At 69.7% G+C, this 11,855-nt stretch carries 8 protein-coding genes; 4 read left to right on the top strand and 4 right to left on the bottom strand.

What is annotated here, in order from left to right; all coding sequences use genetic code 11:
* Nucleotides 1-27: 27 nt before the first annotated feature.
* The 3 genes from NK718_RS11155 to NK718_RS11145 all read left to right on the top strand — a co-directional run bounded on the left by NK718_RS11155 (nt 28) and on the right by NK718_RS11145 (nt 3,402).
* Nucleotides 28-1,482 carry an amidase gene (locus tag NK718_RS11155; RefSeq protein WP_254741857.1) on the top strand — a complete coding sequence of 485 codons (1,455 nt, stop codon included), beginning with the start codon at nt 28-30 and terminating at the stop codon, nt 1,480-1,482.
* 83 nt (nt 1,483-1,565) lie between these two features.
* Nucleotides 1,566-2,942: an aspartate aminotransferase family protein gene (locus NK718_RS11150; protein WP_254741855.1), complete on the top strand. Its 1,377-nt coding sequence runs from the start codon at nt 1,566-1,568 to the stop codon at nt 2,940-2,942.
* 256 nt (nt 2,943-3,198) lie between these two features.
* Nucleotides 3,199-3,402, top strand: a complete 204-nt coding sequence (locus tag NK718_RS11145; RefSeq protein WP_254741853.1) for a hypothetical protein — start codon at nt 3,199-3,201, stop codon at nt 3,400-3,402.
* Between the two features lie 28 nt (nt 3,403-3,430).
* Here the strand turns inward: NK718_RS11145 and NK718_RS11140 are convergent, their stop codons facing one another.
* On the bottom strand, nt 3,431-4,054 hold the full coding sequence (locus NK718_RS11140) for a L,D-transpeptidase (protein ID WP_254741851.1): 624 nt from the start codon (nt 4,052-4,054) through the stop codon (nt 3,431-3,433).
* 196 nt (nt 4,055-4,250) lie between these two features.
* On the opposite strand from NK718_RS11140, the gene NK718_RS11135 reads away from it, so the two are divergent.
* Nucleotides 4,251-5,183 carry a histone deacetylase family protein gene (locus NK718_RS11135; RefSeq protein WP_254741848.1) on the top strand — a complete coding sequence of 311 codons (933 nt, stop codon included), beginning with the start codon at nt 4,251-4,253 and terminating at the stop codon, nt 5,181-5,183.
* Between the two features lie 14 nt (nt 5,184-5,197).
* Here the strand turns inward: NK718_RS11135 and ribB are convergent, their stop codons facing one another.
* From ribB to NK718_RS11120, 3 genes are all read right to left on the bottom strand, one after another.
* The gene (gene ribB / locus NK718_RS11130) at nt 5,198-6,481 is read right to left on the bottom strand and encodes a 3,4-dihydroxy-2-butanone-4-phosphate synthase (RefSeq protein ID WP_254741845.1); all 1,284 of its coding nucleotides are present in this window, start codon (nt 6,479-6,481) and stop codon (nt 5,198-5,200) included.
* A gap of 70 nt (nt 6,482-6,551) precedes the next feature.
* Nucleotides 6,552-7,670: a chorismate synthase gene (gene aroC / locus NK718_RS11125; RefSeq protein ID WP_254741842.1), complete on the bottom strand. Its 1,119-nt coding sequence runs from the start codon at nt 7,668-7,670 to the stop codon at nt 6,552-6,554.
* Nucleotides 7,671-7,746: 76 nt separating this feature from the next.
* Nucleotides 7,747-11,811 carry a Pls/PosA family non-ribosomal peptide synthetase gene (locus tag NK718_RS11120; protein ID WP_254741840.1) on the bottom strand — a complete coding sequence of 1,355 codons (4,065 nt, stop codon included), beginning with the start codon at nt 11,809-11,811 and terminating at the stop codon, nt 7,747-7,749.
* Nucleotides 11,812-11,855 lie beyond the last annotated feature (44 nt).

Raw genomic sequence — 11,855 nt, 5'->3', positions numbered from 1 at the left:
CCAGCGTCCACCGCCGAGGAGACCCGCATGGACCTGCTGACGCGCCCCGCCACCGAAATCCTCTCCGCGCTGGCGCGCCGGGAGGTGTCGGCGGTCGAGTTGCTTGACGCCACGCTGGCGCGCATCGACGCCGTGAACCCGGCGCTGAACGCCGTCGTCGCCATGGACGCCGACGCCGCGCGCGCCGCCGCCGCGGCCTCGGACCGCCGGCGCGCGGGCGGCCAGGACGGCCTGCTCGAAGGCCTGCCGATGACGATCAAGGACGCCTTCGACACGGCCGGGCTCGTCACCGTCGGCGGCGCGCCGGCGTGGCGCGACCGCGTGCCGGAGAGCGACGCGGCTCCCGTGGCGCGTCTGCGGGCCGCCGGCGCGGTCATCCTCGGAAAGACCAACGTGCCGCCCTACTCGGGCGACTGGATCGCCGACAACCCGATCTATGGCCGCACCAACAATCCGTGGGATCTCTCCCGCAGCCCCGGCGGCTCCTCCGGCGGCGCTGCGACCGCCGTGGCGACGGGAATGAGCGCGCTGGAGCTCGGCTCCGATCTCGGCGGGTCGATCCGCTGGCCGGCCCACGCCTGCGGTGTGTTCGGGTTCAAGCCGACCTGGGGGCTGGTGTCGACGCGCGGGCATCGGCCGCCGCCGCCGGGCATCGACATCGAGGCGGATTTGTCGGTCGCCGGCCCCCTCGCCCGCTCGGCGCGCGACCTCGACCTGATGCTGTCGGTCATCAGCGGCCCGTCCGCCCTCGACGGGGTCAAGCCGCGCCTCGATCCGCCGCGGCGGACCACGGCGAAAGGGCTGCGCGTCGCCGTCTGGCTCGACGAGCGTTTCGCGCCGGTGGACCACGAGGTCGCCGCCGGCGTGCGGCGCGCCGCCGCCCTTCTCGCTTCCGCCAGGGCGGACGTCGACGAGGAGGCGCGCCCGGCGTTTCGGTTCGAGGAGAGCTTCGAGGTCTACGCCCTGCTCAACCACGCCATCGTGGCGGCGGGCCTGCCGGAGAAGATCCGCGACAGGCTCGCGGCGGAGGCCGCCGCCTACGCGCCCGGAGACCTGTCCCACCGGGCGCTGCAGACCCGCGGCGCGCGGCTCGACGTCGCCAGCTTCCGGTCGCTGCAGGAGCGCCGGGCCGCGCTGAAGCGGGCCTGGGCCGCCTTTTTCACCCGCTTCGACGTCGTGCTCGCGCCGCCCGCCCCGGTCGTCGCCGTGCCGCACCCGCCGGCCGACATGCAGGCGCGCCGCCTCTCGGTCGACGGGCGGGAGCGGCCGTGGTTCGATTTGCTGCTCTGGTCGGGGCTGGCCACCGTGTCGCACCTCCCGGCCGCCGTCGCGCCCGTCATGCGCGCGGAGAGCGGCCTGCCCGTCGGCGTCCAGATCATCGCCGCCGAAGGCGGGGACCGCACCGCCATCGGCGTGGCGGGCATCCTGGAGGCGCTGGGCTGCCGTTTCGTCGCCCCACCCCTGCCAAATGCGAAAGGCTGACGCGCCCTTTTCGCTTTGACGCGGCGGGGGCGCTTCACCAAACTGCCGGACTTTCCCGAACCCCTTTCCCTGATCGGATCGCCATGCTCACCAATCTGCAGACCCGCGACGTCGAGACGCTCGTCCACCCCTACACGAACCTCGACACGTTCCGCTCGACTGGTCCGCTGGTGCTCGAAAGCGGCAAGGGCGTGTGGGTCTACGACAGCGACGGCAAGGCCTACATCGAGGGCATGGCCGGCCTGTGGTGCACGGCGCTGGGATACGACAACGAGGAGATCGTCGAGACGGCACGGATCCAGATGTCCAAGATGCCCTACACGCATCTGTTCGGCGCCAAGAGCAACGACCCGGCCATCGAGCTTGCCGAAAAGCTGAAGGAGATGGCGCCGATGCCGGTCTCCAAGGTGTTCTTCGGCCTGTCCGGCTCCGACGCCAACGACACCCAGGTCAAGCTCGTCTGGTACTACAACAACGCGCTCGGCCGCCCGAAGAAGAAGAAGATCATCGCCCGCCTGAAGGGCTATCACGGCGTCACCGTCGCCTCCGCCTCGCTCACGGGCCTGCCGAACAACCACATCGACTTCGACCTGCCCATCGCCAACATCCTGCACACGTCCTGCCCGCACCATTACCGCTTCGGGCTGGAGGGCGAGAGCGAGGAGGATTTCGCGACCCGTCTCGCCAACGAGCTGGAGGAGCTGATCCTGCGCGAGGGGCCGGACACGGTGGCCGCCTACATCGCCGAGCCGGTGGGCGGCGCGGGCGGCGTGATCGTCCCGCCGGCGACCTACTACGAGAAGATTCAGGCCGTGCTGAAGCGCCACGACGTGCTGTTCATCGCCGACGAGGTGATCTGCGGCTTCGGACGCCTCGGCACGCCGTTCGGCTCGACCGCGATGGGCATGACGCCCGACACGATGTCGCTCGCCAAGGCGATCACCTCCGCCTATTTCCCGCTCTCGGCCGTGCTGATCCCCGAGGCGATCCATCAGGCCATGATCGACGAGAGCCGCAAGATCGGCGTGTTCGGCCACGGCTACACCTATTCCGGCCACCCGGTGGGCGCGGCGATCGGCGTCAAGACGTTGGAGATCTACGAGCGCGACGACGTCTTCGGCCACGCCGCGCGCATGTCGCCGCGCTTCTGGAAGCACCTCGACGCGCTGCGCGACCATCCGCTCGTCGGCGAGGTCCGCGGCAAGGGCCTGGTGGCCGGGCTCGAACTCGTCGCCGACAAGGCGACCAAGCGGGCCTTCGAGCCGCGTCGCGGCGTCGGCGCCAAGGCGATGGCGCTGGCGCAGGAGGAAGGCCTGATCCTGCGCGCGATGGGCGACACGCTGGCGCTGTGCCCGCCCTTGATCATCAAGGAGGCGGAGATCGACGACCTGTTCGACCGCTTCGGCCGCGCGCTCAACCGCGCCGAGGAGCTCGTGCGCAAGGACGGGCTGCGCGACTGACGTCCCCACCTCCGAAAGTTCGACGGCCGGGCCCTGCCCGGCCGTTTTCGTTTTGCGCTGCGCAAAGACGCGGCAGCGATTCGCCATTAAGATCGTGTTGACGCTAACGGCCGAGAATGGATGGCCCCGAAGCAGCGTGGCGGACGCCCGCGTGGCGGCCGCGAAAACTCCACGGGCCCGCCCAGCTTCGGTTGAAAAATGGCGTCACTGAAAGGCGACCCGCCTCAATGTCGCGGGTCTGTCGTGAGGAAACATCATGAAACCCGACCAACGTGCCGAGCACGAAAGTCACTCCAAACCGCGCCACGGCGATTCCGCCCCGTTCCGCCCCATCGGCATCCAGTCGGTGAACGCGGCCGCGCGCCAGATGCACGACGCCAAGAAAGACGAGGCGCGCCGCAAGGCGGAGCGCAACTGCGAGACGCCCGGCATCCTGCGGGACGCCCACGACAACGACTGATCGGCGGCCGCGCCCGAGGGCGGCCGCGTCAGCGCACGATGACGGTCGCCCCCACCGGCACGCGGTTGTAGAGGTCGATCACGTCGATGTTCCGCATCCGGATGCAGCCGGACGAGGCCGCGCGGCCGATCGTTTCGGGCTCGTTCGTGCCATGGATGCGGTACAGCGTGTCGTGGCCGTGATCGTAGAGATAGAGGGCGCGCGCGCCGAGCGGATTGTCGGGCCCGCCCTTGGTCGGGTGAACGTGCGGCCAGCGCTTCACCATCTCGGCCGGCGGCGTCCAGTTCGGCCACTCGGCCTTGCGCGCCACGGTCGCGACGCCGGTCCAGCCATAGGCTTCATCGCCCGTCGCCACGCCGTAGCGCAGCGCCTTGCCGCCCGGTTCGACGAGATAGAGAAACTTCGCCTTCGTATCGACGACGATGGTCCCGGGCTTCTCGCCGGTGGGGTCGTCGACGCGGTAGCGCTCGAACGGCAGATGCATCTCGATGGTCGGAACCAGCGCGAGATATTCGGTGTCGCGCGCGTTGAGGCTCGGCTCGGCGACCGGCTCGTAGCGGCAAGCGGCCAGAACGCCGGCGGCGGCGAGCGCCAGCGCGGTGCGCGGCAGCAGGCGGGCGAGGCCCCGGATCGAATCGAGAGCGTTTGTCATAGATCCCAAAATGTTTGTTGAACCTTAACCGTCGGTTGCCGGCGCGGGATTCGGCGCGAGTTTTTGCAGCGCGATACCCCGGATGCGTTGCAAAATCCACCATGATTTGTGTCAAGCGGGCTCTCAGGCGATTGCCCAATGGACGCGCGCCCCTCCCGGGTTATGAATAAAGGCAACAAACACTCCGGGAGGCGCCGTGAGCACCCTTTACGTGACCCATCCGTGCTTCGTGCGGCACCTCACCCCTCCCGGTCACCCCGAGCGGCCGGACCGCATGCGCGTGGTCGAGCGCATCCTGGAGCACGAGCGCTTCCAGCCGCTCGAGCGCGAGTCCGCGCCGGTGGCCGACACGGCCGACCTGCTGCTCGCCCATCCCGAGCACTACGTGAAGGCGCTGGAGGACGCGGCCCCTGAAGAGGGAATGCTGCAGCTCGACAACGACACCACCATGTCGCCCGGCACGCTCGAAGCCGCATTGCGCGCCGCCGGCGGCGCCGTGCTGGCGGTCGACGAGGTCGTCACCCGCAAGGTCCGCAACGCGTTCGTGGGCGCGCGTCCGCCCGGCCACCACGCCGAGAAGGCGAACGCGATGGGGTTCTGCTTCTTCAACAACGCAGCGGTGGCGGCCCGCCACGCGCGCAAGGCGCACGGGCTCGACCGCGTCGCCATCGTCGACTGGGACGTCCACCACGGCAACGGCACGCAGGACATCCTGTGGGACGACCCGAACATCATGTACTGCTCGACGCACGAGATGCCGCTCTACCCCGGCACCGGCGCGGCCAACGAGCGCGGCGAGCACGACACCATCGTCAACGTGCCGCTGCGCGCCGGCGATGGCGGGCCGGAATTCCGGGAGGCGTTCGAAGTCGCAATCCTGCCGCGCATCGAGACATTCCGGCCGGACCTGATCATCATCTCGGCGGGCTTCGACGCCCATGTGCGCGACCCGCTCGCCAACATCAACCTGCTGGAGGCCGACTTCGGTTGGGCCACGGCGAAGCTGATGGACCTGGCCGACCAGTTCGCGGACGGGCGGGTCGTGTCGCTGATGGAAGGCGGCTACGACCTCGAGGGCCTGGCCCGCTCGGTCGCCGCCCACGTCATGACGCTGATGCGCGGGACCTGAGCCCCGCCGCCGTCTCAGCCCTCGAGCGGCTCCGTCGCGACGATCTCGATGTCGAAGCCGCCGAGGCCGACATAGGAGCGCGCGGTCGACGACAGGTTGACGATCGATGACACGCCGAGGTCGCGCAGGATCTGCGCGCCGAGCCCCACCTCGCGCCACTGCTTCTGGCGCGCCGCCTCGGACGCCGACACCTCGCCATCCAGCGCCTGCACCGGGACGCCCGCCGTGCCGTCGCGCAGATAGACGAGCACGCCCGCTCCCGCCTGCTTGAAGCGCTCCAGCGACAGGTGGATCGTCCGCCCTCCCCCGAACGTGTCGGCGATGACGTTGGCGCGGTGCAGCCGCGTGACGACGCGCTTGCCGTCGCCGATCTCGCCCATCACGAAAGCGAAGTGGTAGACCGGATCGAAAGGCGTCGAATAGGCGTAGCCGGTGAGCTCCCCGAACTCGGTCTTCACCGGGAACGTGGCGACGCGCTCGACGATCTTCTCGCGCACCTGCCGGTAGGCGATCAGGTCGGCGACCGAAATCCGCTTCAGCCCGTGCTCCGCCGCGAATGCGTCGATCTGCTCGCCGCGCTTCACCGTGCCGTCGTCGTTGGCGAGCTCGCAGATGACGCCGACCGGGGGCAGCCCCGCCAGCCGGCACAAATCGACGGCCGCCTCGGTATGGCCGGAGCGCATCAGAACGCCGCCCTCGCGGGCGATCAGCGGGAAGACGTGGCCGGGGCGAACGAAATCCGCCGCGCCCATGTTGCCGTTGGCGAGCGCCCGCACGGTGTTCGAGCGCTGCTCGGCCGAGATGCCGGTGGTGAGGCCGTGGCGCACGTCGACCGAGACGGTGAAGGCCGTCCCGAGCGGCGCGTCGTTGGCCGCCACCATCGGCGCGAGGTTGAGCCGCCTCGCCTCCCCCAGCGTGAGCGGCGCGCAGACGATGCCGCAGGTGTGGCGGACGATGAACGCCATCTTTTCCGGCGTGCAGAGCGAGGCCGCGCAGATGAGGTCGCCCTCGTTCTCGCGATCGTCGTCGTCGGTGACGATGATGATTTCACCGCGCTTCAGAGCCTCGATGGCCTCGGTGACCGAATGCACGTCCGCATCCTCCTGCGTGAGCGCCAGGAAGTCGTTGGGCGTCACCGCCCCGCGCGTCTCGCGGGCGATCAGCGCCGCTGTGTCGCGCGACATCCAGGCCGAATCCGAATTGCAGAGCTGGGTGATGGCCCCGGGGCTGACGCCGATCCGGCGGGCGAAATCCACCCGCCGCACGCCGTTCTGCCTGAGCCATTCCGCCAGCCGCATGGTCGGAACCTACGCCAGCGGCGATTTTTGTGAAACTAAAATCAGCGCAAAGACACGATTTCCGTTTTGCTCAAATCCTGGGAAACGGCCACGGCGAGCTTTGCCCCACCTGCCCGCGATGGCGCAGAAACTGGTCGGCGACGACGCAGGCCACCATCGCCTCGCCCACCGGCACCGCCCTTATGCCGACGCACGGGTCATGACGGCCCTTGGTCTGCACGTCCACGTCGTGCCCGAAGCGGTCGACGGACCGCCGCTCCGTCAGAATCGACGAGGTAGGCTTCACCGCGAAGCGGGCGACGATGGCCTGGCCGGTCGAGATGCCGCCGAGGATCCCGCCGGCGTGGTTGGAGAGGAACAGCGGCGTCCCGTCGTTCGACAGGCGGATTTCGTCGGCGTTCTCCTCGCCGGTCAGCTCCGCCGCGCCGAAGCCCGCTCCGATCTCGACGCCCTTGACGGCGTTGATGCTCATCAGCGCCGCGGCGATCTCCGAGTCCACCTTGGCGTAGATCGGCGCGCCCAGGCCCGCCGGCACGCCTTCGGCGACCACTTCGATGACGGCGCCGATCGAGGAGCCCTTCTTGCGGACGCCGTCGAGATAGTCGGCGAACAGCGCGGCGGCCTTGGCGTCCGGGCAGAAGAACGGGTTGCGGCCCACCTCGTCCCAGTCCCAGTTCGCGCGGTCGATCCTGTGCGGGCCGATCTGCACCAGCGCGCCGCGCACGAGCAGCCCCGGCACGACCTTGCGGGCGATGGCCCCGGCGGCGACGCGGGCCGCCGTCTCGCGCGCCGAGGAGCGACCGCCGCCGCGATAGTCGCGCACGCCATATTTGATGTCGTAGGTGAAGTCGGCGTGGCCGGGCCGATACTTGTCGCGGATCTCGCCGTAGTCCTTGGAGCGCTGGTCGACGTTCTCGATGAGAAGGGCGATCGGGGTCCCGGTCGTCACCTGCCCTCCGGTGCGCTCGTCCTCGAACACGCCGGAGAGAATGCGCACCTCGTCGGGCTCGCGCCGCTGCGTCGTGAAGCGGGACTGGCCCGGCTTGCGGCGGTCGAGCTCGGCCTGGATGTCGGCCGCAGTGAGCGGAATGCGCGGCGGGCAGCCGTCCACCACGCAGCCCAGCGCCGGACCGTGGCTCTCGCCGAAAGTGGTGACCCGGAAGAGGTGGCCGAAGCTGTTGTGGGACATGGGATACCCGCGCAAGTGCCTGCGCGGGTTTAAGGGCAAAGCGCGGCGCGGGTCAAACCGCGCCGCGCGCCTTCCATCAGGCCGCGATGAGGACGGAAGCCGCGGCCTCGACCCGCGCCGGGGCATCGCCCTGCGGCACGGCCGGCGCACCCGCCCATCGCGTATGGGCGGGGATGAACTCGCCCTTCATCACCACGGTGAGCTGGTCGAGCTGCGCGAACTCGCCGACATGCGTGTCGTAGAGCACCGTCGTGTCCCAGCCCACGTGCACGCCGCGCTCGACGTGAACCCGGCCCACCTTCATCACGCGGTCCTCGTAGAGGTGCGTCTGCAGGCACGCGCCCATGTTGAGGGTGCAGAAGTCGCCGATCTCCACGCAGTCGAACTCGGTGAGGTCGGTCAGGTCCATCCACACGCCCTTGCCGATCTTGGTGCCGTACAGGCGCAGGATCCAGGGCAGGAACGGCGTGCCGCGCAGGAACTCGATCGACGCCTTGCCGACGAGCCCGCCGTAGAGCACCGCGACCGCTTCCGTCCGCATCGCCCAGAACGACCACATCGGCTTCATGATGGGCTTGTACTTGCCGATCAGCAGCCACTTGGCGGCGACCGACACGACCACTAGCGCGAGCGCGATGACGACGCCGGCGGAGAGGAAGATGGCGAGCGCCGTCCAGTAGGAGCCCTCGGTGAGCGGCGCTTCGATGATGTCCGCCGTCATGTAGCCGGCGGTGATGAAGGTCGCCGTCGGCAGCGAGGTGTGCAGCGCCTCGAACACGGTGCGCACCCACAGCATCCACTTCGGCGGATCGTAGGTCCACTGGCTCGACGCCTCGACCTTCTGGCGGGCCGGCAGGATCATCGCCGGGCTGCCGAACGAGATCTCGCCCGCCCGCAGCCGCAGGTCGTTCGGGATCGTCGACTTGACGCCGACCAGCGAGCCGTCCTCCAGCAGCGAGCCGGGAGGCACGACCGAGCTGTTGCCCATGAACACGCGGTCGCCGGTCTTCAGCTTCTCCAGGATCATCCAGCCGCGCCGGATTTCCTCGTCGCCCAGCACCGTCTCGTCGCCGACGAAGTTCTGCGCGCCCAGCTCCACGAGGTCGTAGCGACCGGAGAGATTGGTCGAGATTTCCGTGCCCTTGCCGACGCGGGTGCCGAGCATGCGGTACCAGCCGCGCATGAACACCGTGGCGTAGAGGCCCGACAGCGTCTCGAGCGTGACCTCGGTGGCGAGGCCGACGACCCATTTGCGGACGTAGAACCAGCTGTGGATCGAGTAGCGCCCCGGCTGCACGCGCGTCGGCAGCACGGTCCAGCGGATCGCGACGATGACCACGATGGACACCAGGATCAGCACCATCGCGGTCGGCCAGGCGAGCCACGGCAGCGTCGACCACGCGACGATGTAGTCGAGCTGCCCGTCGAGCAGCGCGTCCATGTTGTAGAGCAGGTAGAAGGCCGGGAAGATCGGCAGCAGGCCGAGCATCAGCATGACGACGTAGGACGCCGCGTAGGTCGCGTTCTGCAGCGCGCGGGTCACCGGCGACACGGTCGGGAACGCGTCGAGCGTCGCCGGGTCGATGTCCTCCACCTTCTTGGCCGGCGAGCCGACCCAGCGCTCGAAGCGCGGCACCGTCGTCCCGGCCGGCAATGCGGTCAGGTCGCCCAGCTCCGCGCCCTCCTCCAGCACCGTGTCGGGGCCGAGCGAGCAGGAGGTGCCGGTGGTCACGTCGTCGCCGATCGCGATCGTGCCGATGATCATCTCGTTGCCGATAACGACCCGGTTGGCGAAGCGGGTGCGCAAGCCGAGGCTGGCGCGGTCACCGATCGTAACGAGGTCGATGGCGCCGGCCTCGAAGTCCGAGACCATGGCGTCGCGGCCCACCTTCGCGCCCAGCATGCGCAGGTAGACGCGCATCAAGGGCGAATTCTGCAGGAACTTGATGGTCGTGACCTGGATCAGGCGCTCGACCAGCCAGACGCGGAAGTAGTACGCGCCCCACAGCGGATAGCGGCCGGGCTTCGTGCGCCCGATGATGGCCCATTTCAGCGCCACCACCAGCAGCTTGGTGCCGAGGTTCAGCAGCACGTAGATGCCGAGCAGGACCGGGATTTCGCCGAGCACGCCCGCGTCGTCCTGGAGCAGGTAGACCGAGGCGAGGAACAGGCCCAACCACTGCAGAGTCACGAGGCCGAGGATGAACGGCATGGCGACGGCCTGCGCCGCGCCGCACAGGAAGCGGCGCATGAACGGCGGCGGCGCGAAGCCGAGGTCGCGCGGGACGTGCGGACCGGCCGGGGCGCGCCCGTCGATTAGCGCCGCCATGCCGCGCAGCGTGCGCGCGCCGTAGATGTCTTGCAGCATCATGCCCGACAGAGCCGGCGTCTCGCGAACCGCCGACACGAAGCGCGCGGCGATGAGCGAGTGGCCGCCGAGATCGGTGAAGAAGTCGGCGTCGAACGGCAGGGTCTGCCCCGGGAAGACGCGCTGGGCGGCCGCCAGCAGCGCCGCCTCGGTGGGCGTGCGCGCCGCTTCCTGTTCGTCGGAGCGCTCCTGGCCGGAGGAAAGCGGCGCGGCGCGCAGCGCCTTGCGGTCGATCTTGCCGGAGATCAGGCGCGGCAGGCTGTCCAGCATCTCGAAGCGGGACGGCACCATGTAGGAGGGCAGCCGCTCCGCCAGCGCGACGCGGATCTGCATGCGATCCACGTCCGTACCCGGCTCGGCCACGATGAAGGCGATCAGCCGATCGAGGCCGTCGTCGTTGCGCAGCACCACGGCGGCCTGGGCGACGCCCGGCAGCTCGTCGAGCTTCGCCTCGATCTCGCCGAGTTCCACGCGGAAACCGCGGATCTTCACCTGGTCGTCGATGCGGCCGTGAAACAGGATGCGGCCCTGCTCGTCGAGCGACACGGCGTCGCCCGAGCGGTAGAGCACCGGGTCGAGCCCGTCCGAGGCGAACGGGTTGGCGATGAACTTCTCTTCCGTCAGCTCGGGGCGCTGGAGGTAGCCGCGCGCCACGCCCGGCCCGCCGATCAGCAGCTCGCCCTGCACGCCCGGGGGCAGCAGTGTCATGCTCTCGGCGACGACGTAGCAGGAATAGTTCGGGATCGGGCCGCCGATGGAGACCGTCTCGCCGGGCCGCGCTTCGCACGCCGTGGCGACGACGGTCGCCTCGGTGGGGCCGTAGGTGTTGAAGATGCGCCGGCCCTCGCGCGCCCAGCGTTGCACGACGGAGGCCGGCAGCGCCTCGCCCCCGAGCAGGATCAGGCGCAGCGTCGGCACGTCCTGCGACAGGATCGAGAGCAGCGTCGGAACCGTGTCGATGGCGGTGACGCCGGCCGAGGTCAGCACGTCGGCGAGCGTGTCCGTCTCCGCCATCATCTCGGGCGTGGCGACGAACAGCGTCGCGCCGACGAGATACGGAATCCAGATCTCCTCCATCGACAGGTCAAACGCGACGGAGGCGCTCTGGAACATCACGTCGTCGGGGCCGAGCCCGTACAGCGCGTTCCCCGCCCGCAGGTAGTGGCAGATGTTGCGATGGGTGACGACGATGCCCTTGGGTGTGCCGGTCGAGCCGGAGGTATAGATGAGATAGGCCGGGTGGTCGGGCGTCAGGCCCCGGCCGCGCGGATCGACCGCCGACGAATCCGCCGGGTCGCACAGCAGCGCAGCGGTGAGGGCGACGAGGCCGTGGGCCTCGGCGCGCGGCGCGAAGGCGTCGCTGGTCAGCACCGCCTTGGCGGAGGCGTCGGCGAGGCAGGTGGCGATTCGCTCGACCGGCGCGTCGGCGTCGAAGGGCAGCCAGGCCGCGCCGGACTTGGCGATGCCGATCTGCGCGACGAGAAGGTCGACACCCCGGCTCATCCAGAGGCCGACCACGTCGCCCGGCCCGACGCCGCGCCGCTCCAGCCCCCGGGCGATGGCGTCGGAGGCGGCGTCGACATCCGCGTAGCTCAGCGTCCGCTCGCCGCAGATCATCGCGGGATGCGCGGCGCGCTCACGCGCCGTCGCGGTGAAGATGTCCGAAAGCACCTCGTCGCGGAGGAGGTCGGGACGCCGCTCTCCTCGCAGCACGCCCTGCTCCGGCAGCACGGTCGCGGTCGCGGCGACGAGAGTCTTGTGAGCCCAATCCATTTGTCCCTCCGCCACACGCGGTCGCGTGATCGCGCGCCCGGACT

It is taken from the genome of Alsobacter ponti (genome assembly GCF_024294805.1).
GTDB classification, from domain to species: domain Bacteria; phylum Pseudomonadota; class Alphaproteobacteria; order Rhizobiales; family Beijerinckiaceae; genus Alsobacter; species Alsobacter ponti.
Note: the sequence above shows the minus strand (reverse complement) of the source record. Positions and strands in the feature narration are given on the sequence as shown.